The organism is Leifsonia sp. KNZ13-11D, assembly GCF_056754895.1.
On record NZ_JBPGWU010000001.1, the window covers coordinates 3,060,798 to 3,085,562 of the forward strand.

Sequence of the window (24,765 nt, forward strand, 5' to 3'; positions counted from 1 at the left end):
TATAAGTTTATCGAAACAACAAATCACCGACGACGCTGAAGGAACATCATGAGCCTCACCCCCACCCGTGCCGACAAGTTCTCCTTCGGACTGTGGACCATCGGCTACAACGGCACCGACCCGTTCGGCGGCCCGACCCGCCCCCAGCTCGACGTGGTGGAGGCGGTGCACAAGCTCGACGAGCTCGGCGCCTACGGCCTCACCTTCCACGACGACGACCTGTTCGCGTTCGGCTCCACCGACGCCGAGCGCCAGAAGCAGATCGACCGCCTCAAGCAGGCGCTGAGCGACACCGGCATCATGGTGCCGATGGTGACCACCAACCTGTTCTCGGCCCCGGTCTTCAAGGACGGCGGCTTCACCTCCAACGACCGCGCCGTGCGCCGCTTCGCGCTGCGCAAGGTGCTCCGCAACATCGACCTCGCCGCCGAGCTCGGCGCCAAGACGTTCGTGATGTGGGGCGGCCGCGAGGGCGCCGAGTACGACGCCGCCAAGGACATCCGCGCCGCGCTCGAGCGCTACCGCGAGGCCGTCAACCTGCTCGGCGACTACGTCACCGACAAGGGCTACGACATCCGCTTCGCCATCGAGCCGAAGCCGAACGAGCCGCGCGGCGACATCCTGCTGCCGACGGTGGGCCACGCGCTCGCCTTCATCAACTCGCTGGAGCGCCCGGAGCTCGTCGGCCTCAACCCCGAGGTCGGCCACGAGCAGATGGCGGGCCTCAACTTCGCCGCCGGCATCGCGCAGGCGCTGTACCACGGCAAGCTCTACCACATCGACCTCAACGGGCAGCGCGGCATCAAGTACGACCAGGACCTCGTCTTCGGCCACGGCGACCTGCAGAACGCGTTCGCGCTGGTCGACCTGCTCGAGAACGGCGGCCCCGACGGCGGCCAGGCCTACGAGGGCCCACGCCACTTCGACTACAAGCCGTCCCGCACTGAGGACATCACCGGCGTCTGGGACTCGGCGGCCGCGAACATGCGCACCTACCTCCTCCTGAAGGAGCGGGCGCAGGCGTTCCGTGCCGACCCGGAGGTGCAGGAGCAGCTGGAGGCGTCGCGCGTCATCGAGCTGTCGCGTCCGACCCTCGGCGACGGCGAGTCGTACGACGACCTGCTCGCCGACCGCAGCGCGTACGAGGACTTCGACCCGAGCGCGTACTTCGGTGCCAAGGGCTTCGGCTTCGTCCGGCTGCAGCAGCTCGCGCTCGAGCACCTGCTCGGCGCGCGCTGACCCTCCCCTCCCCCTCCCCCTCCCCCTCTTCCTCTTCGCTGAGGTGCACGTTGTTGCGACCCCGACCGGCGTGTCGACCGCAACGACGTGCACCTCAGCGGCATGAAAGGAGACCGGCGTGACTCTCGTCGCCGGCGTCGACTCCTCGACGCAGAGCTGCAAGGTGGTCGTGCGCGACCTCGAGACCGGCGAGCTGGTGCGCTCCGGGCGCGCCGCGCATCCCGACGGCACCGAGGTGGACCCGGCCGCCTGGTGGACCGCACTGCAGGAGGCGCTGGGCGCCGCAGGCGGGCTCGACGATGTCGCTGCCATCTCGGTCGCCGGTCAGCAGCACGGCATTGTCGTGCTGGATGCGGAGGGCCGCGTCATCCGCGACGCCCTGCTGTGGAACGACACCCGGTCGGCGCAGGCGGCCAGAGACCTGATCGACGAGGTCGGCGCCGAGGAGTACGCGTCCCGCGTGGGCGTGGTGCCGGTCGCGTCCTTCACGGCCACGAAGCTGCGCTGGCTGCGGGATGCGGAGCCCGGGAACGCGGCCCGGGTCGCCGCGGTGGCGCTCCCCCACGACTGGCTGACCTGGCGCCTGCTCGGCTACGGACCGGCGGACGAGAGCGACCTCGGACCGGACCTGGAGGCGCTGACCACCGACCGCTCGGACGCCAGCGGCACTGCGTACTGGGGCGCCGCGAGCGGGGCGTACGACCTGGAGCTGTTCGAGGGCGCGCTCGGGCGTCGCGGGCGCGAGGCGGCGGGAGGCGGCGCCGCCGGTGCCGGCGGTGCCGGCGCCGGCGCCGCCGGAGACGCCGGTGAGGGCTCGCTGGTGGTGCTGCCCCGCGTGCTGGGCCCCTCGGAGGCCGCCGGACGCACCCCGTCCGGCCTGCTCGTGGGTCCCGGAGCGGGCGACAACGCCGGCGCCGCCCTGGGCCTCGGCGCCGCGGAGGGTGACGTCGTCGTCTCGATCGGCACCTCCGGCACCGTCTTCGCGGTCACGGATGCGCCCATCGCCGACCCGTCCGGAACGGTCGCCGGCTTCGCCGACGCGTCCGGGCTCTCGCTTCCGCTCATCGCGACCCTCAACGCGGCGCGCGTGCTCGGCTCGATCGCCGGGCTGCTCTCCGTCGACCACGACGGGCTCTCGTCGCTCGCGCTCTCGGCGGAGCCCGGCGCGGGCGGCGTCGTGCTCGTGCCGTACTTCGAAGGTGAGCGCACGCCCAACCTGCCCGACGCGACGGCGAGCATCCACGGCCTCACGCTCGCCTCGACGACCCCGGCCAACCTGGCACGGGCCGCGATCGAGGGGATGCTGTGCGGGCTCGCCGACGGCCTCGACGCCGTGCGCGCGGCCGGGGTGCGCGAGCGGCGCATCCTGCTGATCGGCGGCGCCGCCCAGAACCCGGCGGTCGCGCAGGTGGCCGCGCAGGTGTTCGACGCCCCGATCGAGGTGCCCGCCCCCGGCGAGTACGTCGCCGACGGCGGAGCCGTCCAGGCCGCCTGGGCCCTCACCGGCACCCGCCCCGCCTGGACCGTCGAGACTGCCGCATCCCTCCCCGTCGACACGCGTCCCGTCATCCGCGCCCAGTACGCCGCCGCGCGTCCCTGACCCAGACCCTCGCGCCCACCGACCTCCGTCGCCCCCGTCGCCCTCCGCCGCCCCCGTCGAGTACACGATCAGTGCACGCGGGCACGGCGTGTCGTGTGCAGAAATCGTGTACTCGACGGAGGGGGCCGCGGCGCTCAGAGGGCGGCGGCGATGAGGGCGGCGAGGTCGGCCGGGGGGCGGCGGATGTCGAGGGTCAGGTGACGCTCGGCGTCCTCGGGCGGTTCCAGCACGGCGAGCTGGCTCGCCAGCATCCCTGCCTTCATGAAGTGGTGCTCCCGGGATGCCAGCCGGTCGGCGAGGAGCTCAGGCGAGCCCTCGAGGTACGCGAACAGCACCTCGTCGCGGCGGAGGATGTCCCGATACCGCCTCGCGAGCGCGGAGCAGGCCACGACCACCGGACGTCCGGCATCCAGGCGCACGCCCATCCACTCGGCGATCGCCGCGAGCCACGGCGCACGGTCCTCGTCGGCGAGCGGGACGCCCGCGCTCATCCGCTCGACGTTCGACGGCGGATGGAGGCCGTCGCCCTCGAGCAGCTCCCAGCCGAGCTGCCCGGCCAGGAGGGCGGCGACCGTCGACTTGCCGCACCCGGCCGCGCCCATGACGACGACCGCCCGGGCCGGCGTGACCCGGGCCGGCGTCACCCGGGCCGGCGTCACCCGGGCCGGCGTCACCCGGGCCGGCGTCACCCGGGCCGGCGTCACCCGGGCCGGCGTCACCCGAGACCGCCGACGAACAGGCTGAGGATCAGGACGCCCGCCAGCCCGACGAGCGACACCAGGCACTCCAGCACGGTCCAGCTCTTCAAGGTCTGCGGGATGCTGAGCCCCAGGTACTCCTTCACCAGCCAGAAGCCGGCGTCGTTCACGTGCGACAGGAACACCGAGCCGGCACCGATCGCCAGCACCATGAGCGACACCATCGGGGTCGACAGGTGCTCGGTCAGCGGGAGCAGGATCCCGGCCGCCGTGACCGTCGCCACCGTCGCCGATCCCGTGGCGATGCGGATGAGCGCTGCGACGGTCCACGCGAGCAGCAGGACGACGATGCCGCTGGCTCCGGTGGCCCAGCCGGCGATGACCTGACCGATCCCGGTGTCGACCAGCACCTGCTTGAAGCCGCCGCCCGCGCCCACGATCAGCAGGATCCCGGCGATCGGCGGAAGCGACGCGCCGAGGCTCGTCTGCATCGCCTTCCGGTCCATCCCACCGCCGACACCGAGCAGGAGCAGCCCGGCGAGCACGGCGACCGTCAGGGCGATGACGGGCGTGCCGAGGAAGTCGAGCACGACCTTCCAGACCGGTGCGGCGTCCGGCGCTGCGATGTCGGCGACGGCCTTTCCGAGCATGAGCACGACCGGGAGCAGGATGCTGACGAGCGCCGCGGCGAACGAGGGACGCCGGCGCGCCACCGACGCGCTCTCCTCCGGGACGAACAGGTCGGGAACGCCGACCGGCACCCAGCGCGCCGCCCGGCGGCTGAACAGCGGACCGGCGACGGCGATGGTCGGGATGGCGACGAGCACGCCGAAGGCCAGCGTCAGACCGAGGTTGGCGCCGAGCGCGCCGATGGCCACCAGCGGGCCGGGATGCGGCGGCACGAGCCCGTGCATGGCGGACAGTCCGGCGATCGTCGGCAGCGCGATCCGCATCAGCGGAAGGCCGGAGCGGCGCGTGACGAGGATGATGACCGGCATCAGCAGGACGAGCCCCACTTCGAAGAACATCGGGAGGCCGATGATCGCGCCGACGGCGCCCATCGTCCACGGCAGCATCCGTGCGCTCGTGCGGGACACGAGCGTGTCGACGATGCGGTCCGCGCCGCCGGAGTCGGCGAGCAGCTTGCCGTACATCGCGCCCAGGCCGATGAGGACGCCGACGCTTCCCATGGTGTTGCCGAAGCCCGTGATGAAGCTGGCGATCGCCGCGTCCGCGGCCATCCCTGCTGCGAGGCCGGCCACGAGGGAGCCGAGCAGCAGGGAGAGGAACGGGTGCAGCTTGAGCCACGTGATGAGCACCACGATGACGGCGATGCCTGCGAGGGCGGCGATGATCAGCTGGCCTTCCGGCCCGGTGGGGTGCGGTGCGGGGGCCGGCGCCGCGGCGGCGGCGAGGCTGCCGAGAAGTATCGAGGTCATGAACGTCCTTGGTCGTGAAGGGGAGGATCCCAGTAGGGCACGAACACTCTAGGAATAAATCTGATTTGTGTCGAATCGCGCGGTTTAATTGCGGACAAAATTGCGCATGGCAATCCTTTGACCAGAGAAGTGCGCGTCGCCGATAATGAAGCGTGACCCAGCCCGCGCCCGGATCCCGGCACGAGACCGCTATCGACACGCTCGGCGGCCGGATCGTCGCCGGCGACATCCCCGTCGGGGCCGTGCTCACCCCGGAGAGCCTCGGGATCTCGCGCACGGTCCTGCGCGAGTGCCTGCGCGTCCTGGAATCGCTCGGCCTGGTGCAGGCGCGGCGCCGCCGCGGGACGGTGGTGATGCCGCCGGGCGAGTGGCAGGTGCTCGACCCGCGCATCCTCACCTGGCGGCTCGCAGGCCCCGACCGCCTCAGCGCGCTCGGCGACCTCGGCGAACTCCGGCTCGCCATGGAGCCCGTGGCCGCACGGCTGGCGAGCGCCCGTGCGACGCCGGAGCAGTGCGGAGCGCTGACGGCGGCGATCGTCGGGATGGCCGCGACTCAGCGTTCCGCGGACCGCGAGGAGTACCTCGCCCACGACCGCGATTTCCACCGGGTGCTGCTGGAGGCATCCGGGAATCCGTTGTTCGCCGCGCTCAGCGGCGCAGTGGCAGAGGCGCTCAACGGCCGGACCGTGCACGCCCTGATGCCCGACACCGCCAATCCGGAGGCGATCCGGCTGCACGAGGAGGTCGCCGCCGCCGTGCGTCGCCGCGACGCAGCCGCGGCGGAGGCGGCGATGCGCGCCATCGTCGAGGAGGCTGACGCGGCGCTCCCCCGCCGCCCCTGACCCTCTCGCCCCCTCTCCCCGGCCATCGAGTCCTCACTTAGTACGCGCTCTTACGGCGTGTCGCGTGTATTAACTGAGGACTCGATGGGGGGGGAAGGTCAGAGGCGTCGGGCGAGGGCCGCGCCGGCGGCGCGCGCCCAGCGCGCGGGGTCCGCGATCGCGGCGGAGGGCGACCCGGCGAGGTCGGCGAGCGCGACGGCGGCGGCGAAGTCGTCGGTCGGCGCCTGGATGCTGCCCGCCGCGAGCATGACCCGCGCGCCGGCGCGGCGCGCGAGTCCCGCGACGTAGGTCGGCACCTTGCCGGAGGCTGACTGACTGTCGAAGCGGCCCTCCCCCGTGATGACGACGTCGGCGGAGGCGACAGTGGCCGGGAGGCCGAGCGCATCACCGACCGCTTCGGCGCCGGGCGCCATCCGCGCGCCCCACAGCAGCAGGCCGAAGCCGGCGCCGCCCGCGGCGCCCGCGCCCGGAGCAGCCGGGTCGGTCGCTGCACCGGCCGCAGCGACGACGTCGGCGAAGCGGCGCAGCCCCGCCTCCAGCCGCGGAACGTCGTCCTCGGTCGCGCCTTTCTGCGGACCGAACACGGCAGCGGCACCGGACGGCCCCAGCAGCGGGCTCGTCACATCGCTCAGGATGCGCGCACCACCCGGCGGCAGCGGAGCCAGCCCCGACAGGTCGGCCCTCGCAACCGCGGCGAGTCCCGCGTTGCCTGGCGGGATGTCGCGACCGTCGGCATCCAGCAGCCGTGCGCCGAGAGCCGTGAGCGCGCCCGCGCCGCCGTCCGTCGAGGAGCTGCCGCCGATCGCCAGGAGGAGGCCGGAGGCGCCGGCGGCCAGCGCGTCGGCGATCGCCGCCCCGAAACCCACGGTGTGCGCGGCGAACGGGGCGGCCGAGCGCAGCCGTCCGAGTCCGCTCGTCTCGGCCAGCTCGACGAGCGCCGTACCCCCGGGCAGCATCAGCCAGGTGGCATCCACGGGCTCCCCGGTCGGGCCGGGCACCCGGACCGGATGCCGCACAGCGCTGGGCACCGCGGCCGCGAACGCGTCGAGCGTCCCCTCGCCCCCGTCGGCCATCGGGGCCGGCACGATCCGGTCGGCCGGACGCTCGTCCTGCCAGCCTGCCGCGAGCGCGGCGGCGATCTCGGCTGCGGACGCCGACCCCTTGAAGGAGTCCGGCGCGACGACGACGACACTCATGAGACCACCTTTGCACGGATGCCTCGCACCGGCCGGTCGCGCAACGACCCGGACGCCTGCGCCGGGGTCACCGTGCCGCCGTCGCCGTCACCCCGACGCAGCGCCGGAACGCCTCCGCCGTGCGGCCGACGACGCTCACCGCATCCTCGGCCCAGATCGACTCGTTGAAGATCTCCACCTCGATATCGCCGGTGTACCCGGCGTCCGCGACCGCGGCCGTGATCGGGGCGAAGTCGATGTGGCCGTCGCCCATCATGCCCCGCCCGAGCAGCACGTCCGCAGGCAACGGCGTGACCCAGTCGCAGACCTGGTAGCTCGCGATCCGGCCGCCGAGCCCCGCGCGGGCGATCTGACGGAAGAGGTCAGGGTCCCACCACACGTGGAAGGTGTCCACGACGACGCCCACCGACTCGGCGGGGAAGCGCTCCGCGATGTCCAGCGCCTGACCGAGCGTGGAGACGACGGCCCGGTCGGCCGCGTACATCGGGTGCAGCGGCTCGACCGCGAGCGTGACGCCCGCGGCGCGCGCCTCGGGCTCCAGCTCCGCCAGCGCATCGACGACGCGTTCGCGTGCAGCCGCCAGGTCGCGCGAGCCCACGGGCAGACCGCCCGCGACGAGCACCAGCACCGCGGCGGACCCTGACGCGCCAGCGGCCGCCAGCGTCGCGGTCTCCTCGATCGCGCGCCGGTTCGCATCCAGTGCCGCGCGCCGCTCCGCGCCCTCCGCCGAGGTGAAGAAGCCGCCGCGGCAGAGGCTCGAGAAGCGCAAGCCCGAATCGGCCAGCATCCGCGCCGCCTGGTCGAGCCCGCCTTCGGCGACCGGTTCGCGCCACAGGCCGATGGCCTGCACACCGGTATCCCGCACCACCCGGAGTGCGTCGGTCAGCGAGGCGTACTTGATCGTGGCCTGGTTGATGGACAGGCGCGGGTCGGGCCGGCTCATGCGTCCACTCCGTTCAAGCGCAGGAGCGAGGTCCAGCGTTCGGCGGCCAGGTCGGGCCGCTCCAGAGCTCCGCTGCGCGCCGCCAGGCGGACGATCTCGGAGAGGTGCGGCAGGCTCCGCGCCGAGTGCAGGCCCCCGACCATGGCGAAGGCGTCCTGGTGGCCGTTCAGCCAGGAGAGGAAGGCGACCCCGGTCTTGTAGTAGAAGGTCGGCGCCGCGAAGATCTGCCGGGACAGCTCCTGGGTCGGCGTGAGGATGCTGCGGTAGCGGTCGTGGTCGCCCTGGTCGAGCGCCTGCAGCGCCGCCGACGCGGCCGGACCGATGGCGGCGAACGCGCCCAGGAGCGCGTCCGAGTGCGCCGGGGCCCCGGTGTGGCCGTCGTCGCGGTCCACGTCGTCGTCCTCGTCGTCGATCAGTTCGACGTAGTTGAAGTCGTCACCGGTGAACATCCGCACGCCCTCCGGCAGCCGCGAACGCAGCGACCGCTCTGCGTCGGCGTCGAGGAGGCTCATCTTGATGCCGGAGACGCGGCCATCGGCCGCCTCGATGATCCGCAGCACCGTGTCGGCGGCGGCCCCGAAGCCGGCCGATCCGAAGTACCCGGCGAGGGCCGGGTCGAACGCGGGCCCCAGCCAGTGCAGCACGACGGGAGCCGACGCCGCCCCGATCACGGCACCGTACACGCGCTCGTAGTCGGCCGCCGACTCCGCCGCCCGGGCGAGATGCCGGCTGGCCATGAGCACGACACCGGCCCCGGCGTCCTCGGTGGCGTGGAGCTGCCGCGTGTAGGCGTCGATGACGGCATTCAGCGGGATGACCTCGTCGTCGACGTGGTCGGTGTTCACGCCGGCGACCACCGACCCGCCGACGGCACGCGCGTCCGCGGCGCTGCGTGCGATCAGCTCGCGCGTCGCCGCCGGGTCCAGTCCCATGTTGCGCTGGGCGGTGTCCATCGCGTCCGCGACGCCGAGCCCCCACGAGTAGAGATGCCGGCGGAAGGCGAGCGTTGCATCCCAGTCGATGTCGGCCGGAGCGCCGGGGACGTTCTCCGCCCACGGCTTCGGGATGACGTGCGCCGCCGCGAAGGCGACCCGCGACCGCAGCGGGGCGGTCGGGCGGGTGAAGGCGGGGGCCGCCCCGAGCTCGGTGGCGGACGTGGTGCCGTCGGCGTGCACGAGGGCGACGGTCGCGGTGGAGGACGCCGCGGGGGTGTCCGATTCGGGCGCCGCGGCGCGTGTCGCGACGCCGGGCGTCGCTGTCCGGCCGCTCATCGGGCAGCGGCCTGCAGGTCGGCGGATGCGGGCGCCGGCGTGCTGTCGAGCGTCACCGGCGGCAGTTCGATGCGGCGACCCTCCCGGGAGGAGCGCAGTCCGAGGTCTGCGAGCTGCACGCCGCGGGCGCCGGCCAGGAAGTCGAAGCGATTCGGCGCATCCTCGAGCACGTGTCGGAGGAACTCCTCCCACTGGACCTTGAACCCGTTCTCGAACACCTCGTTCGCCGGCGACTCGATCCAGTCGGCAGCGTAGTCGTGCTCGTCGGCGAGGTCGGGGTTCCAGACCGGCTTGGGGGTGGCGTTCCGGGGCTGGATCTTGCACCCGAACAGTCCGACGACCGCGCTGCCCAGCGTGCCGTCCACCTGGAACTCGACCAGTTCGTCCCGGTTCACGCGTGTCGTCCAACTGGAGTTGAGCTGGGCCGTGATGCCGCCCTCCAGCTGGAAGATCGCGTAGGCGGCGTCGTCGGCCGTTGCGGCGTACGGCTCGCCCCGCTCGTCGACGCGCTCCGGGATCTCGGTGGCGGCCTGCGCGTAGACCGACTGGACGCGGCCGAACAGGTTCTCGAGCACGTAGCTCCAGTGCGGGAACATGTCGACGACGATGCCGCCGCCGTCCTCGGCACGGTAGTTCCAGCTGGGACGCTGCGCCGCCTGCCAGTCGCCCTCGAACACCCAGTAGCCGAACTCGCCGCGGACCGACAGGATGCGGCCGAAGAAACCCGAGTCGATCAGGCGCTTGAGCTTGCGCATCCCGGGAAGGTAGAGCTTGTCGTGGACGACGCCGTTCTTGACGCCCGCATCGTCCGCCAGCCGCGCCAGCTCGAGCGCCTCCGCGAAGCTGTCGGCGGTCGGCTTCTCCGTGTAGATGGCCTTCCCGGCGGCGATCGCCTTGCGGATGGCGGCCGACCGCGCCTGCGTGACCAGGAAGTCGGCGTAGATCTGCCAGCGGTCGTCCGCGAGGGCTGCGTCGAGGTCGGTGGTGTAGTCCGCGATGTCGTGCCGCTTCGCCAGCTCGGCCAGCTTCTCCTCGTTGCGGCCGACGAGGAGCGGAACCACCTGCACGCGCCGGCCGTCGGACAGCTCGACGCCGCCCTGCTCGCGGATGGCGAGGATCGAACGCACCAGGTGCTGGCGGTATCCCATGCGCCCGGAGACGCCGTTCATGATGATGCCGATCGACGACACGTGTACTCCTTCGTAGTGGTGCGGGTGGTGCGGGTTGTTCTCAGCCGTTTGGGGAGGCGGGATGGCGGATGGATGTGAGGGACGCGGGCGGTCGGATGCGCCCAGTGTGGAAAGCGCTTACCGCAAGAGTAGGCGGCCGCGAGAGGGATGTCAACGCAACTCCTGTCACCGGCTGCACGATCGTCGGTGGAAAGCGCATACATCTCCGACGGAACACTCCCCCGGCGGAGATTCGACCCAATCCGGGCCGAATCTCCGCCGATCGGTGCCGAATCTCCGCCGATCGGTGCCGAATCTCCGCCGATCCGCACCATGGCGGCCCGCGTCGCATCCGACGATTCGTGCCGAATCGCCGTTCACCAGCGGCGCCGCGCCGCCCCAGCCCCGCGTCACCGCGCGCCACCGTGCGCCAGCGCCGCACCAGCGCCCCATCACGCCGCGTCACCGCGCGCCACCGGTGCGCCAGCGCCGCGCCAGCGCCGCATCACGGCGCGCCACCGGTGCGCCAGCGCCTCGTCACCGCCGCGTCACAGCCGCGCCAGCGCCGCGCCAGCGCCTCGTCACCGCCGCGTCACAGCCGCGCCAGCGCCGCGTCTCGCGCCGCTCCAGCCCCGCGTCACCGCCGCGCCACCGCCACGCCAGCCCCGCGCCAGCGCCGCATCACCGCCGGGCGCGCACCGCCGGCTCCGCCGCGGGCATCGCCACGTCGGCCCGGGTGAAGTCGATCCCGTGCGCCTGCTTGCCGAACGCCGTCAGCAGGATGACCGCAATGGCCGCGATGCCGACCGTCGACGCCATCGCCCAGCCGTAGCCGAGCTGCGGCGCCAGCGCCTGCTGGATGGGCAGGTTGAAGGCGGCGATCACGTTGCCCAGCTGGTACGTCACACCGGGGTAGAAGCCGCGGATCGCATTCGGCGACATCTCGTTGAGGTGGGCTGGGATCGCTCCCCACGCGCCCTGGGTGGTGAACTGGATGAGCGCGGAGCCGAGGCATAGCAGCCCGGCCGTCAGCGAGAATGCGAAGATCGGGATGATCGGGATGGTCAGCGCCGCACCCAGGATGATCGTCGCCTTGCGGCCCCACCGGTCGGAGAGCGATCCGAGCACGATGCAGCCGACGATCGCGCCGATGTTGTAGACGACGGCGATCCAGCCGGCCGTCGCGGCGTCCAGCCCCGCTCCCCCATTCTCGGTGGACTTGAGGAACGTGGGGTAGATGTCCTGTGTGCCGTGGCTCATCCAGTTGAACGCGGCCATCAGCAGCACCAGGTACACGAACCGGCGCAACACCTTGCCGTCGAAGAAGACGCGGCGGATGGAGGTGTCGGCCTTGCGCATCTTCTCGCGGGTGTTCTCCCACACCTCCGACTCCTTGACACGGGAGCGGATGATGAGGGTGATCAGGGCGGGCAGGATGCTGAGCGCGAACATCCAGCGCCAGTTGAGGCCGAAGACCGAGTGCACCAGGAGGAAGGCGAGCGCGGCGAGCAGGTATCCGGCCGAGTAGCCGGCCTGCAGGATTCCCGAGTAGAGACCGCGGCGGGTGCGCGGCACCTTCTCCATGGTCAGGGCGGCGCCGAGTCCCCACTCCCCGCCCATCCCGATGCCGTAGAGCAGCCGCAGGATGAAGAGCACGGTGAAGTTGGGGGCGAACGCGCACAGGAACCCGACGATCGAGTAGAAGCACACGTCGGCCATCAGCGGGATGCGCCGGCCGACCCGGTCGGCCCACAGTCCGAACAGGTAGGCGCCGACGGGGCGCATGATCAGGGTGATGGTGGTGAGGTACGCCATCTGCTGGAGCGGGACGCCGAACTCCGCGCCGATGTCGGCGTAGACCAGGACGATGATGAAGTAGTCGAAAGCGTCCATCATCCAGCCGAGCAAGGACGCGATGAACGCGTTGCGCTGGTCGGGGTTGAGGCGGGTGGAGCCGAGAGCGGTGTCTGTCACGGGGGTCCTTTCCGATCGACGGTGATCGGTCGGCGCGAGAAAGCGCTTACCAGGGGTCAACGATAGTCGGTCCCTGCGATCTGTCAAGCGGTCGGAGGCGCGCGTGTCCGCTGGCCCACGCGCCGGCAGCCGTGCCGAACCGTTGCTCGCTCCGCCGGCCAACGGTGCGGAAACCGCTCCGTCCGCCGGCCGGCGGTGCCGAAATCGGGCGCGCTCCCCGGTCAGCGCCGCGGCGTCGACGCCCGCAGCCGCACCTCGGCGGCGACCGGAGCGACGTCGCCCGTCCCCGCGTCGTCGGCGAGGGCCAGCTCCAGGGCGCGAGCCCCGATGTCGGCCAGCGGCAGCGCGACGGATGTCAGCGCCGGGGTCACATCGGCCACCAGCGGGATGTCGTCGAAGCCGGCGACCGCGATGTCATCCCCTGGCCGGATGCCCGCCTCGCGGAGCGCCGCCATCGCGCCGATCGCCATCACGTCGCTCACCGCGAACACGCACTCGGGACGCGCTCCGGAGGCGAGCAGCGCCGACATCGCCCGGTGACCGCCGTCGCGCGAGAACTCCGCGTGCTCGAGCAGCACCTCGCCCGCCGCCGAGCGGAATCCGTCGACGCGGTCGCGCACGGTGACCAGCTCTTCGGGGCCGGCGATGACCGCGAAGTCCGCGTAACCCAGTGACCGCAGCTCGTGCGCGAGCCGGGCCGCGCCGCCGCGGTTGTCCACCGTCACGGATCGCAGGCCGGGGGCGCCCGACCCGACGACGGCGACCCGCTCGCGACCGGTCGTCGGGGGCTCGGCGCCGACGACACGGCTTCCGGCGAGCACCACCGCGCGGGGTCGCTGACCGCGGAGCGCGGTCAGCGCCGCCTGCTCCCGTTCGACGGACGCGGCTCCCGCGTACAGTCCCGTCGCGGTGATGGTGACGATCAGCCCGCGCTCGTCCGCGACGCGCACGACGCCGGACGCGATGGATGCGAAGTACGGGTCCGCGATGTCGCCGACGACGAGCGCGACGACGTTCGTGGTTCCCCGCGCGACCGCCTGCGCCTGCACGTTGGCGCTGTACCCGAGCGCGCTCGCGGAAGCGAGTACCCGCTCCTGCAAGGCCGGGTTGACCGTGCGGGCGCTGCCGTTGAGGGCGCGCGACGCGGTCGCCAGCGAGACGCCCGCGTGCGCGGCGACATCGGACAGCGTTGGGACGTTCTCGCTCACACGCCCAACCTACCGGCGCGCCGTCCGCCCGCGCTGCTCAGCGCGCCGCTCCCACGCGCCGCTCAGTCCCGGCGCACCAACCGCGACCCGATCACCCACGACAGCAGGCACAGCACCCCCGTGACCGCGAACGCCCCGGCGAACGGCCACCCGCCCGGAAGCCCCAGCATCGCCGCGAAGACGATCGCCGTCGCCGCGAGTGCGACGGCGGAGCCGGTGGAGTCGGCGATCGACAGCGCCGAGCTGTTGAAGCCCTGGTCGTCCTTCGTCGAGTACTGCAGTGTCAGCACGCCCAGCCGCGGGTACAGGAAGCCCATCCCCGCTCCCGCGAAGGCCCACCCGACCACCACGACCAGCGGATCGAGGTGCCCCACTGCGGTCGCGATGAGTGACGCGAGCGCGATCGTCAGACCGCCGGCCCCCAACCGCGCGGCCGCCCGGTGACCGAGCTGCGGAAACCGGCCCTGCGCCCACGACGCCGCCGCCCAGCTCAGCCCGGCCGCCGTCAGCGCGAGGCCCGCGATCGCGGCGGACACACCGTACTGGGTCACCATGAGCAGCGGCACATAGACCTCGGTGGCGAAGAAGGTGGCCGCGACGATCGCCCGCATCAGGATGACGCTGGGCAACCCGCGACGGGCGAGCAGTGTGCCCTGCGGCACGAGCGGCCGGATCGCGAGTCCGGCGGCCACCGCCGCCACCACCGGCACGATCCACTGCACCGGACCGCTCGCCTCGGCGGCCAGGGTCAGCGCGAGCACGGCCGCCGCGAGCAGCACGGCCCAGAGCAGCCGGGACACACGGAACGGCGCCGGCTCGCCGGGCGCGCGCAGCACGCTCCGCATGACCGGCACCACCATCAGCATGGCGAGTCCGGTCAGCGCCACCACGCCGAGGAACACCCAGCGCCAGCCGACCGTCTCGGTCAGCACTCCGGCGATGAAGGGGCCGATCAGCGACGGGATCACCCACGCAGCAGCGAAGCCGGCGAAGATCCGCGGGTGGAGGCGCGGCGGATACACGCGGGCGACGATCACGTAGAGCACCACCGTGAGCGCGCCGCCGCCGAGCCCGTGCACCAGCCGGCCGGTGACGAACAGCCCCATCGTCGGGGCCAGCCCGGCGGTGAGCAGCCCGGCGACGAAGAGGGCGACGGACGCGATCAGCGCGGAGCGCGGGTTGCCGCGGTCCGCCCACGCGCCGGCGGACACCATCCCGACCACGCCGACCGCCAGCGGACCCGCGAACGCGAACGCGTACAGGGCGGCGCCGTCGAGCTCCCGGCTCACCGCCGGCATGATCGTGGTGACCGCCAGCGCCTCGAACGCCGCGAGCGTGACCAGCAGGCACATCCCGATGCTCGTCCAGCGGAACGGCCGGCTCAGCACACCGCCGACGGCCTCCGCGTCAAGGGGCGCGGCGGCCGTCGACACCGCATCCACGTCCCCGAGCTCATCGCTCCAGACTAGGCCGACCCACCGACGTCGGGGGAGGCGTGCGGGTCGGCCCGCGCCGATCCGACGACCGCGGTGGATGCCCGCACCACGAGGTCCGGAAGCAGGCTGACCGCGGTCGGCTCCGTGCCGCCCTCGATCTCCGCCACGAGGTTCTCGACGCTCCGCCGGCCCAGCTGGGTGAAGTCCTGCAGCACGGTCGTGAGCGGCGGCCAGTAGTGGGCCGCCTCCGGGGTGTCGTCGAATCCGATCACGCTCAGGTCCTGCGGGATGCGCCGCCCGAGCTCATGGGCGGCGTGGTAGACGCCGAGGGCCATCTGGTCGTTGGAGGCGAACACCGCCGTGATCGCGGGATCCGCGAGCGCCGCGAGCCCGAGACGGTAGCCGGACTCGGCGGTCCAGGCGCCCTCGGGCGCCGGCATCGGCTGGAGACCGGCGCTTTCGAGCTCGGCCCGGTAGTCCTGCACCCGCGCCTGCGCCTCGAACCAGTCGAGCGGACCCGAGAGATGCACGATGCGGCGGTGCCCGGACGAGATCAGGTGGCGGGTCGCCGCCCGCGCACCCGCGACCTGGTCGACGGAGAGCTCGCGCGCGGTGGACGACGGACCGCCGAGCAGGGTGACGTACGGCACGTCGAGACGCGCGCGCTCCAGCTGCTCGAGCACGACCTCCTGCGGGGCGATCACGATGAGGCCCTCGACGGACTGCGCGAGCAGATGGTCGAGGCCAGCGGCGATGGACGCGGGGCTGAGATCGGAGAGCTGGGCGACGGCGATGTAGTAGCCGGCCGTACGCCCGGCATCCTGGATCGCCCCGATGCTGGAGACCGGACCGTACAGGGCCGCGGCCGACGTCGACAGGATGCCGATGGTGCGCGACCGGGCCGTCACGAGCGCGCGGGCGGCCCGGTTCGGGCGGTAGTGCAACTGCTCCATCGCGTCGAGCACCCGTTGCCTGGTCGATTCCCGGATGCTCGGGTGCCCGTTGATGACCCGCGACACCGTCTGGTGCGAGACGCCGGCCAGTGCGGCCACGTCGCGCATGCCCGGGGCGCGCGGGTGCTCGGTCATGGAGCGCCCGCGCCGGTCGCGCGACCCCGCGTCCGGCGCGAGATCGCCCCGACGCCCAGGGCGACGACCGCGGCGACCGCCGGGAACACCAGGTGCCAGCCGGCGAGCACGAGCAGACCGGCGGCCAGCACGCACGAGACCACGGCCATCCACCAGCCGACCGACCGCGCCGGCAGCAGGCGGACCGCGGAGGCGACGCCGAGTCCGTAGACCGCGGCCGCGATGCTGGTGTGGACGAGGATGAACGGCTGCAGATCGCCGCTCGACAGCACGACGACCGAGTACACGGCCATCACGACCGCCGAGAGCAGCAGACCGCGCCGCGCCACCGCGCCGTTCTCGACCCCACGGCCGAACCACGCGGGAAGGTCGCCGTCGCGGCCCATCGCGGCGCCCAGCTTGCTGAAGGCGGCGAGGTACGCGTTGAACACGCCGGTCACGACGATCGCCGCGATCACGGCGACCACCACGCCGCCGCCCGTTCCGGTCGCCACCCGGATCAGGTCGAGGAGCGGCACCTCGCTCGTGGCCGCCTTCCCGCCGAGCACCACGACGGTGACCGTCTGGATGGCCAGGTACGCGACCGAGACGATGGCGAGCGCGAGCGCCGTCGCGCGGGGGATGTCGCGCCGCGGATGGCGGAACTCGCCGCCGATCCCCGCCACCGCCTCCCACCCGGCGAACGCCCAGATGTACAGGCTCAGGGCGAGGCCGACGCCCGCCCAGCCGTGCGGGAGCAACGGCTGGAGGTTCTCTGGCCGCGCGTGCGGGGCGGCAGCCGCCAGCACGAAGATCAGCACGGCCACGAGCGCGCCGGAGAGCACCAGTTGGACGGAGGCCGCGAAGCGGACGCCGAACGCCGTCACCACGACCGGGATCACCATCAGGCCGATTGCGATCAGAGTCGTCGTCACGGTGTCGCCGCCGATGACCGCGACCACGTAGCGCGCCGTCATCAGGGCCGCGATCGGGGCGCCGATCGGGGTGCCGAAGAAGAACCAGTAGCCGATCACCCGGGCGGCTCCCGGCCCGAAGGCGCGTCGCGCGAACGTGGCAACGCCTCCCGCGTCCGGATGCCGGCGGGCGAGGGCGGCGAAGGTGCTCGCGAGCGGCACCGAGATGAGCGCGAGCGCCGCGACCGCCAGGATGGCCCCAGGACCGGCCGCCGCGGCGGCGAGCGCCGGAAGCACCAGGATGCCTGTGCCGAGGACCGCAGCGATGTAGAGCGCCGTCCCTCCCGCGACACCGAGGCGCCCGCGCGGAGGAGCAGGCACCCGCGGATCGGGCAGCTCGGGCTCCGGACCGGGGGCGCGCGTGGTCGAGGGCCCGCGTTCCGTCATGTCCCCATGATGGCGCGGACCACCGACACCGGTCGAGCGGACCGCTGGAGAGCCTGTGCGTGCGCGCACTTTTCGGCCGCCCGCCGGTTCCGCCGGGCCGTCCCGCGCGGGAGGATGACGCAGGAGGACCCGTGCTCGCACTCGAACTGCTCGTCGTGATCGGCGCCATCATCCTGCTGTCCCGGGTGATCGCCGGGCGGATCGGCGTCGCCCAGCCGCTGCTGCTGGTCGCCTTCGGCGTCATCGTCGGCCTGGTGCCGCTGTTCCGCCACGTCGAGCTGGCGCCCGAGGTGGTGCTGTTCCTCTTCCTGCCGGCGATCCTGTACTGGGAGAGCCTCACGACCTCGCTGCGCGAGATCAGGTCCAACCTGCGCACCATCATTCCGATGAGCACGGCGCTCGTCGTGGTCACCGCCGCCGCGGTCGCCGTGCTCGTGCACACCATGGGCCTCGGGTGGGGCCCGGCGTGGGTGCTCGGCGCCGCGATCGCCCCGACGGACGCGACCGCCATGACGGCGTTCACGCGCGAGCTGCCGCGGCGCAACGTGACGATCCTGCGGGCCGAGAGCCTGGTGAACGACGGCACAGCGCTCGTGCTCTGGTCGATCGCCGTCGGGTTCACCGTCGGCGACGCCGACGTCAGCTTCGGCGCGATCACGGTCACCTTCCTCTTCGCCTATCTTGCGGCGGCGGCCGTCGGCGCCCTCGTCGCCTGGGTCGCGATCCTCGCGCGCCGGCGCCTGCGCGACGCGATCACCCAGAACATCGCGATGCTGCTCACGCCGTTCACCGCCTACCTGGTCGCCGAGCTCATCCACGCGTCCGGCGTGCTGGCCGTCGTGGTCGCCGGGCTGATCATCAGCCAGGCCGGCCCGCGCATCGGGGTCGCGGAAGGCCGGCGGCAGTCCGACGCGTTCTGGTCGTTCTCGACCTTCCTGCTCAACGCGAGCCTCTTCGTCCTCGTCGGCATCGAACTGCCGCGGTCGGTCGGCGAGCTGGCCACGCGCGACCTGGGGATGGGGCTGGTCGCCATCGTCGCGGTCACGGTGACGATCGTCGCCGTGCGCTTCGCCTTCCAGTTCGTCACCGTGTTCCTCATCCGCGCCCTCGACCGCCGCCCGGAGCAGAAGGCGCGACGGATGAGCAACCGCTGGAGGATCGTCAGCAGCCTGTCCGGGTTCCGCGGCGCGGTGTCCCTCGCCGCAGCTCTGGCCGTGCCGGCCACCATCGGGTCCGGGCATCCCTTCCCCAGCAGGGACTTCATCGTGTTTGTCACCACCGGCGTCATCATCGTGACGCTCGTGGCTCAGGGGCTGGTGCTCCCCGCCCTCGTGCGCTGGGCGAACCTCCCGTCGGACGAGGCGGTCGGCCACGAGATCCGTCTCGCCGAGACGAACGCCACCCGCGCGGCGCTCGATGAGCTCCCCCAGCTGGTGCGGAGGCTCAACGTCGATCCCGAGATCGGCGAGCGCATCCAGTCCGAGTTCGAGGAGCATCTGGAGCTGCTCGAGGCGGAGGACGAGTCCGAGGGCGGAGAGGATGCGGTGGAGCGCAGCCGCCAGGACACGGAACTGCGACTGGCCCTGCTGGCCTGCAAGCGCGAGGAGGTCGTCCGCCTGCGCGACGAGGGCGAGATCGACGACATCGTCCTCCGCGACGTGCAGCGGCGGCTGGATGTGGAGGAGGTGCGGCTCACCGGCCGCGAGCCCGGCGAGTGATGGGGCGCCGAGTGATCGGGCCCCGAGCGATCAGGCCTTCTGCGCACGGCGTCACCCGTCTACGATCGCGCTCAGAACGCTTCCACGAAAGGGGTCCGTCATGTCCGACGCCAAGGAGAACTGGCCCGAGACGCCTTCGGGCGAGCCGATCGACACCGACGCCATCGCCGAGGGCGGCGACGAGGGTCCCTACGACGCCGACGGTGTCTTCGAGCCCGAGCACGACGAGTACGACCCGCTGGAGGACGACAGCGGCAACTGAGCTCCACGGGTCTTGTCCCCCGGTCCTGTACCCCGCTAGGGTCGGGGGTGAACAGGCCGCACAAGGGGGAGGGGTGCAGCGTGACGACACTGGACACGCCGATCGGGAACGTTCCGAAACCGGGGCAGGATGTGCACCTCGTGCGCTGGATCCGCTCCGCCGACGGCTGGACGAGCGAGACCCTGCTCTGCACGTATCTGGCTTCGACGCCGGAGTCGTGGATCGTGGATTCGCGGGGCGAACGGCTCTCGCTGGCCCGGGACGAGTGGGCGCAGTTCGCCTTCTGAAGCCCATGCGCAGGCATGGAATCCGAGGCAGGCGCGTGTCGTTCGGCTCCTGCGTCGGCCAGAGCGGGCTCAGCGAGACGGCCCCTTAGAGTCCCGCCTGCCCCGCCAGGATCTCGACCGCGACCCGCCAGTCGCGCGCAGGGATGCCCTCGCCCGCCTCCTCCTCGCCGGGAAGCCGTGCGACGAAGGCCGGCCAGAGCTCGCCGGTGCTGTGCAGCTCCTCGATCAGCCCGAGGTACTCGCCGCCGTAGTAGACCTCCCACGCCGCCGTGGCGGTGGGGCTGTACATCAGCGTCAGCGGCAGCGAGCCGTAGCTGTAGACGGCGTGCTGGTGCGCGAGCTCCTTCTCCGTCATGACCGCAGGATAGGCGTGTTCGTGAGCGCACGGAAGAGCAGGTGACGCCGGGTGAACGACTCTCAGGCGACCACCAGGTCGTCGTCCTCCGACTGCTCGTGCGTGGCCACCACGGCGTGGGCGACGACGTCGCGGATGCGGCCGCGGCGGGCGAACGCCGCCCGCTGCCGGCCGGCCCCTCCCCCGGTCGCGTGTATGCGCGCGATCCCCCGCTGCACGAATGCGAGGTCGCCGTTCGCGTCCAGTGCCGCCGCCGTGTGATCGACGAGCGCCTGGACCGCGTCGCCGGCGGACGCCTCCCGCCAGGTGACCGGATGCGGCAGCGACCCGGCGACGCCGGTGAGCGCCGCCTGCCACTCGGCGAGGCGCAGCGCTGCGGACGGCACGGCCGCGGGCTCCACCCCGGCATGCCACTCCGCGACGGCGGTGTCGACCAGGGCGCGGACGATCGCCGCGATCACGGCGGCGTCGCGCGGGTCGAGGCAGACGTCGGCGACCCGGATCTCGACCGTGGGATGCTTCCGCGACACGCGCGCATCCAGGTACAGCATGCCGGTGTCGAGGATGACGCCGGTGTCGACGAGGAACCGCTCGAACCGGTCGTACGCCTCGACGGACCCGAACACGTCCGTCGGCCCGGCGCTCTGCCACTGGTGCCAGGCCACGAAGCGGTAGCTGGCGTGCCCGGTGTCCGCACCGCCGAAGAACGGCGAGTTGGCGCTCAACGCGAGCAGGATCGGCAGCCAGGTGCGGATGCGGTCCAGCACCGCCACGCCCTCCTCGCGCGACTCGATGCCCACGTGCACGTGGAACCCGCACACCAGGGTGCCGCGGGCCGTCAGCCCGTAGCGCTCGATCATCGTCGCGTAGCGCGGATCCTCTGTCACGTGCGGGCGCAGCCGCATCGGCGACATCGCGACGGCGATCGCGCGGGCGCCGTGCCGCTGGGCGAGCCCGTCAGCCAGCTCCCGACCGGCGACGATGTCAAGCAGCAGTTCGCTCGTGAGCAGCTGGGGTCGCGTCTGCGTCTCGATCATCTCCTGCTGGATCTCGGCGCTGACCGATGGGCCGTCGATGACCGGCGGGGCGTCGGCGAGCACCAGCGGCGCCACCGGCGAAGCCGTTCCGCGCGCGTCGACCAGGAGGAGCTCCTCCTCCACCCCGAAAGTCCTCACCCCTCAACTATCGGTGGCATCCGGTCGCCGAACAAGACCCACTTCCCCCTGGCGCAACACTGCGACGCCGAGCGCATCCGTTGCGTCGTGCGGGCGATCGGCGGCGGATCCGTTCGTATACCATTTGTCGGCCGCCGCGCTCTGCCCTATAACTGACCGAGCGACGCAACGATCCGCCGTCGCGAGGACCCGAGCGAGGAGCCGCCATGTGGGACACGACGACCCGGGTCCCGTTCAGCGCCTCCCTCCTCGACGAGCGCAGCGACACCGGCGGCCGGGGGCGCCTCCTCGCCCTCGTCGCCGACTGCCCCGGCATCACGATCGACGAGCTCACCGCGCTCGGCCTTCCTGGGCTGTTCGCCGATCTCCGATCGTTCCACCGCGATGCGCTCATCGCGACCGAGCCGTCGCCACCGCGCTTCTTCGAGCGCGCCACGCGCGTGTACCCGGTGCCCGACGGGGCCTCCTCCGCCTGACCGCACAACCGACCGCCGGCCTCAGCCGACGGTGAGCGTCCCGTCCTCGGCGAGCGTCCAGCCCGGGTTGTACGCGACCTCCCAGACATGCCCGTCGGGGTCGGCGAAGTAGCCGGAGTAGCCGCCCCACAAGACGCGCTCGGCGGGTTTCAGGATGCCCGCGCCCGCCGCCTCCGCCTGCGCGAGGACCCGATCGACGTCCTCCTCCGAGCGCTGGTTGCAGGCGAGGGTGATCCCGCTGAACGTGCCATCGACGGGATGCCGCGCGTCGGCGGCCAGCTCGTCGCGGCCGAAGAGCGCGAACGCCATCCCGGGCAGCTGGTAGAAGACGACCCCCTCTGGTGCGTCCGCGGGCGTCCAGCCGAGGCCCTCCTCGTAGAAGGCCCGGCTGCGGGCGAGGTCGGACACGCCGAGCGTCACGAGACTGATGCGCTGATCCATGCGCCCGACGTTAGCCCCGGCTACCGACGGAGGGCCTGCTCCACGTCTTCGAGCAGGTCGTCGACGTCCTCGATGCCGACCGACAGGCGCACGATGTTGTCGGGCACCTCGAGCGCGGTGCCGCGGACGGACGCGTGCGTCATCTCCGACGGGTAGCCGATGAGCGACTCCACCCCGCCGAGCGACTCCGCCAGCTGGAAGACCTGCGTCGACTCCGCGAAGCGCCGCGCTGCGGCAGCCCCGCCCGCGAGCGCGACCGACAGCATCCCGCCGAAACCGCTCATCTGGCGGGCGGCGAGCTCGTGGCCGGGGTGGTCCGGGAGGCCCGGATAGTAGACCGCCTCCACGCCGCCGTGACCGACGAGCGCCTCCGCGATGGCCTGGGCGTTCGTGCTGTGCTGGCGCACCCGCACCTGCAGGGTCTTGATGCCGCGGATCGTGAGCCACGCATCCATCGGCGACGACACCGCGCCCGCCGCGAACTGGATGAACTGGGCCTTCTCGGCCAGCTCTTCGTCGGCGAAGACCAGCGCTCCGCCGATGACATCGGAGTGCCCGCCCAGGTACTTCGTGGTCGAGTGCACGACGACGTCCGCGCCGAACGACAGCGGCTGCTGCAGCGCGGGAGAGGCGAACGTGTTGTCCACGACGACGACCGCTCCGGCCGCGTGCCCGAGCTCCACCAGGGCGGCGATGTCGCTGATCTTCATCAGCGGGTTGCTGGGCGTCTCGATCCACAGCATCCGGGTGCCGTCGGTGCCGAGCGCGGTCCGCACCGCGTCGAGGTCGGCCAGGTCGACAGTGGTGTTGCGGATGCCCCACTCGCTGTGGATGCGGTCGATCAGCCGGTGCGTGCCGCCGTACGCGTCGTTTCCGAGCACGATGTGGTCGCCCGGCCGCAGCGCGGCCCGCAGCAGCGCATCCTCGGCGGCCAGCCCGGAGGCGAACGACAGGGCGCGCACGCCGCCCTCGAGCGAGGCGAGCAGCGTCTCGAGCGACGTACGGGTGGGGTTGCCGGCGCGGCCGTACTCGTAGCCGTTCCGGAGCCCGCCGATGCCGTCCTGCACGAAGGTCGAGGTCTGGTAGATCGGCGGGATGATGGCGCCGGTGGTGGGGTCGAACTCCTGGCCCTCGTGGATGGCGCGCGTGGCGAAGCCGTGTGTCATTGTTCCCTTTTCCTGATGGAGCGGCCTGATGGACGGCCTGGATGGAGCGGCCCGGTGCGGGTCAGTCGCTGAAGTAGTTGAGGAGGTCCTGCCGGGTGAGCACCGCGACGGGCTTGCCGCCGTCGGTCACCAGCAGCGCGGCGGCGGTCGCGAGGGCGGCACGCGCCGCCGTCACCGACTCGTTCACGCCGATGAGCGGCAGCGGCTCGCCGAGGTGCGTGCCCACGGAGTCGCTCATCTCGGCGTGGCCGCTGAACACGGCGTCGACCAGGGACCGCTCGTCCAGCGCCCCGGCCACCTCGCCCATCATGACGGGCGGCTCGGCCGTCAGCACGACGAGCTGCGAGACGCCGTAGGTGTTCATCGTCTGGATGGCGTCCCGCACGGTCTCCGAGGGATGCGTGTGCACCAGGTCGGGGAGGTCACCGCGCTTCGTCTTGACGATGTCGTGCACCGTCGCCTCGTGCGGGACCTCGCTGAAGCCGTAGGACTGCATCCACCGGTCGTTGAAGATCTTGGCCAGGTAGCCGCGGCCGCCGTCCGGGAGGATCACGACGACGATGTCGTCGGGGCCGAGGTCCTTCGCGGCCCGCAGGGCGGCCACCACGGCCATGCCGCTCGACCCGCCGACGAGGATGCCCTCCTCGCGCGCCAGCCGCCGCGTCATCCGGAACGCGTCGGCGTCGCTCACGGCGATCACCTCGTCGACGACCTCCGGGTCGTAGGCGCCCGGCCAGAAGTCCTCGCCGACGCCCTCCACCAGGTACGGGCGACCGGTGCCGCCCGAGTAGACGGAACCCTCGGGGTCGGCCCCGATGATGCGGACGCGGCCGTCCGACACCTCGCGCAGGTAGCGTCCGGTCCCGGTGATCGTTCCGCCCGTGCCGACGCCGGCCACCAGGTGGGTGACCCGTCCGTCCGTGTCGCGCCAGATCTCCGGACCGGTGGTCTCGTAGTGGCTGCGCGGGCCGTTCGGGTTGAAGTACTGGTTGGGCTTGAAGGCGCCCGGGATCTCGGCGGCCAGGCGGTCCGACACCGAGTAATAGGAGTCCGGATGCTCGGGCGGCACCGACGTCGGCGTCACCACCACCTCCGCCCCGTAGGCGGTGAGGACGTTGATCTTGTCCTCGCCCACCTTGTCGGGGAGCACGAACACGCACCGGTACCCGCGCTGCTGCGCGACCAGGGCGAGCCCGACTCCGGTGTTGCCGCTCGTCGGTTCCACGATGGTGCCGCCGGGCTTCAGAAGCCCTTCGCGCTCCGCAGCGTCGATGATGCGGGAGGCGATGCGGTCCTTCGACGAACCTCCGGGGTTCAGGTACTCGAGTTTGACGAGCACCGTCGCCGCGATCCCGTCGGTCAGCCTGTTGAGCTTCACGAGCGGGGTGTCGCCGACCAAGTCGATGATGGTCTGTGCGTACTTCACCCGACCCACCTTAACA

Annotated in this window: 23 protein-coding genes; 7 read left to right on the forward strand and 16 right to left on the reverse strand. The window is 72.3% G+C overall.

The genetic code is table 11. The features are described 5' to 3' along the window. Positions 1-48: 48 nt before the first annotated feature. Together xylA and ACR9Y5_RS15020 are read left to right on the forward strand one after the other, a co-directional pair. Positions 49-1,239: a xylose isomerase gene (gene xylA, locus ACR9Y5_RS15015; protein ID WP_481298695.1), complete on the forward strand. Its 1,191-nt coding sequence runs from the start codon at positions 49-51 to the stop codon at positions 1,237-1,239. Between the two features lie 118 nt (positions 1,240-1,357). Then, positions 1,358-2,839, forward strand: a complete 1,482-nt coding sequence (locus ACR9Y5_RS15020; protein ID WP_481298696.1) for a xylulokinase — start codon at positions 1,358-1,360, stop codon at positions 2,837-2,839. A gap of 134 nt (positions 2,840-2,973) precedes the next feature. On the opposite strand, the gene ACR9Y5_RS15025 is transcribed toward ACR9Y5_RS15020, so the two are convergent. Next, on the reverse strand, positions 2,974-3,558 hold the full coding sequence (locus ACR9Y5_RS15025) for a gluconokinase (RefSeq protein ID WP_481298697.1): 585 nt from the start codon (positions 3,556-3,558) through the stop codon (positions 2,974-2,976). Continuing rightward, entirely contained in the window at positions 3,555-4,976 is a 1,422-nt protein-coding gene (locus ACR9Y5_RS15030; RefSeq protein WP_481298698.1) for a GntP family permease, read from the reverse strand. Before ACR9Y5_RS15030 ends, ACR9Y5_RS15025 begins: the two co-directional genes overlap by 4 nt. A 152-nt stretch (positions 4,977-5,128) precedes the next feature. On the opposite strand from ACR9Y5_RS15030, the gene ACR9Y5_RS15035 reads away from it, so the two are divergent. Further along, on the forward strand, positions 5,129-5,818 hold the full coding sequence (locus ACR9Y5_RS15035; protein ID WP_481298699.1) for a FadR/GntR family transcriptional regulator: 690 nt from the start codon (positions 5,129-5,131) through the stop codon (positions 5,816-5,818). A gap of 98 nt (positions 5,819-5,916) precedes the next feature. Here the strand turns inward: ACR9Y5_RS15035 and ACR9Y5_RS15040 are convergent, their stop codons facing one another. The 9 genes from ACR9Y5_RS15040 to ACR9Y5_RS15080 all read right to left on the reverse strand — a co-directional run bounded on the left by ACR9Y5_RS15040 (position 5,917) and on the right by ACR9Y5_RS15080 (position 17,443). Further along, a complete protein-coding gene (locus tag ACR9Y5_RS15040; RefSeq protein WP_481298700.1) occupies positions 5,917-7,014 on the reverse strand; it encodes a glycerate kinase in 1,098 nt (365 codons plus the stop codon). A gap of 67 nt (positions 7,015-7,081) precedes the next feature. Beyond that, the gene (locus ACR9Y5_RS15045; protein ID WP_481298701.1) at positions 7,082-7,957 is read right to left on the reverse strand and encodes a sugar phosphate isomerase/epimerase family protein; all 876 of its coding nucleotides are present in this window, start codon (positions 7,955-7,957) and stop codon (positions 7,082-7,084) included. Further along, on the reverse strand, positions 7,954-9,228 hold the full coding sequence (locus tag ACR9Y5_RS15050; protein WP_481298702.1) for a dihydrodipicolinate synthase family protein: 1,275 nt from the start codon (positions 9,226-9,228) through the stop codon (positions 7,954-7,956). The genes ACR9Y5_RS15045 and ACR9Y5_RS15050 overlap by 4 nt, the downstream gene beginning before the upstream one ends. Further along, entirely contained in the window at positions 9,225-10,418 is a 1,194-nt protein-coding gene (locus ACR9Y5_RS15055) for a Gfo/Idh/MocA family protein (RefSeq protein ID WP_481298703.1), read from the reverse strand. Before ACR9Y5_RS15055 ends, ACR9Y5_RS15050 begins: the two co-directional genes overlap by 4 nt. Positions 10,419-11,078: 660 nt before the next feature. Continuing rightward, positions 11,079-12,371: an MFS transporter gene (locus tag ACR9Y5_RS15060; RefSeq protein ID WP_481298704.1), complete on the reverse strand. Its 1,293-nt coding sequence runs from the start codon at positions 12,369-12,371 to the stop codon at positions 11,079-11,081. A 221-nt stretch (positions 12,372-12,592) separates the two neighbouring features. Further along, entirely contained in the window at positions 12,593-13,579 is a 987-nt protein-coding gene (locus tag ACR9Y5_RS15065) for a LacI family DNA-binding transcriptional regulator (RefSeq protein ID WP_481298705.1), read from the reverse strand. 62 nt (positions 13,580-13,641) lie between these two features. Beyond that, positions 13,642-14,931 carry an MFS transporter gene (locus ACR9Y5_RS15070; RefSeq protein ID WP_481299593.1) on the reverse strand — a complete coding sequence of 430 codons (1,290 nt, stop codon included), beginning with the start codon at positions 14,929-14,931 and terminating at the stop codon, positions 13,642-13,644. A 113-nt stretch (positions 14,932-15,044) separates the two neighbouring features. Further along, positions 15,045-16,103, reverse strand: a complete 1,059-nt coding sequence (locus tag ACR9Y5_RS15075) for a LacI family DNA-binding transcriptional regulator (RefSeq protein WP_481298706.1) — start codon at positions 16,101-16,103, stop codon at positions 15,045-15,047. Further along, on the reverse strand, positions 16,100-17,443 hold the full coding sequence (locus tag ACR9Y5_RS15080) for an APC family permease (protein ID WP_481298707.1): 1,344 nt from the start codon (positions 17,441-17,443) through the stop codon (positions 16,100-16,102). The genes ACR9Y5_RS15075 and ACR9Y5_RS15080 overlap by 4 nt, the downstream gene beginning before the upstream one ends. A gap of 131 nt (positions 17,444-17,574) precedes the next feature. On the opposite strand from ACR9Y5_RS15080, the gene ACR9Y5_RS15085 reads away from it, so the two are divergent. From ACR9Y5_RS15085 to ACR9Y5_RS15095, 3 genes are all read left to right on the forward strand, one after another. Then, positions 17,575-19,161: a Na+/H+ antiporter gene (locus ACR9Y5_RS15085; RefSeq protein WP_481298708.1), complete on the forward strand. Its 1,587-nt coding sequence runs from the start codon at positions 17,575-17,577 to the stop codon at positions 19,159-19,161. Positions 19,162-19,261: 100 nt separating this feature from the next. Next, complete coding sequence (locus ACR9Y5_RS15090) at positions 19,262-19,423, forward strand: hypothetical protein (protein WP_481298709.1); 162 nt, start codon at positions 19,262-19,264, stop codon at positions 19,421-19,423. Between the two features lie 80 nt (positions 19,424-19,503). Then, a complete protein-coding gene (locus ACR9Y5_RS15095) occupies positions 19,504-19,710 on the forward strand; it encodes a hypothetical protein (RefSeq protein WP_481298710.1) in 207 nt (68 codons plus the stop codon). 85 nt (positions 19,711-19,795) lie between these two features. Here ACR9Y5_RS15095 and ACR9Y5_RS15100 read toward each other — a convergent pair whose 3' ends face one another. Together ACR9Y5_RS15100 and ACR9Y5_RS15105 are read right to left on the reverse strand one after the other, a co-directional pair. Further along, positions 19,796-20,065 (reverse strand): hypothetical protein, encoded by a 270-nt coding sequence (locus ACR9Y5_RS15100; RefSeq protein WP_310134296.1) that lies wholly within the window; start codon positions 20,063-20,065, stop codon positions 19,796-19,798. A gap of 62 nt (positions 20,066-20,127) precedes the next feature. Next, positions 20,128-21,240: a glutamate--cysteine ligase gene (locus ACR9Y5_RS15105; protein ID WP_481298711.1), complete on the reverse strand. Its 1,113-nt coding sequence runs from the start codon at positions 21,238-21,240 to the stop codon at positions 20,128-20,130. Positions 21,241-21,446: 206 nt separating this feature from the next. Between ACR9Y5_RS15105 and ACR9Y5_RS15110 the strand changes: the two genes are divergently transcribed. After that, on the forward strand, positions 21,447-21,716 hold the full coding sequence (locus ACR9Y5_RS15110) for a hypothetical protein (protein ID WP_481298712.1): 270 nt from the start codon (positions 21,447-21,449) through the stop codon (positions 21,714-21,716). Positions 21,717-21,737: 21 nt separating this feature from the next. Here ACR9Y5_RS15110 and ACR9Y5_RS15115 read toward each other — a convergent pair whose 3' ends face one another. From ACR9Y5_RS15115 to ACR9Y5_RS15125, 3 genes are all read right to left on the reverse strand, one after another. Beyond that, positions 21,738-22,157: a VOC family protein gene (locus ACR9Y5_RS15115; RefSeq protein WP_481298713.1), complete on the reverse strand. Its 420-nt coding sequence runs from the start codon at positions 22,155-22,157 to the stop codon at positions 21,738-21,740. Between the two features lie 20 nt (positions 22,158-22,177). Then, a complete protein-coding gene (locus tag ACR9Y5_RS15120) occupies positions 22,178-23,323 on the reverse strand; it encodes a cystathionine gamma-synthase (protein WP_481298714.1) in 1,146 nt (381 codons plus the stop codon). A 61-nt stretch (positions 23,324-23,384) separates the two neighbouring features. Continuing rightward, complete coding sequence (locus ACR9Y5_RS15125) at positions 23,385-24,749, reverse strand: cystathionine beta-synthase (RefSeq protein WP_481298715.1); 1,365 nt, start codon at positions 24,747-24,749, stop codon at positions 23,385-23,387. Positions 24,750-24,765 lie beyond the last annotated feature (16 nt).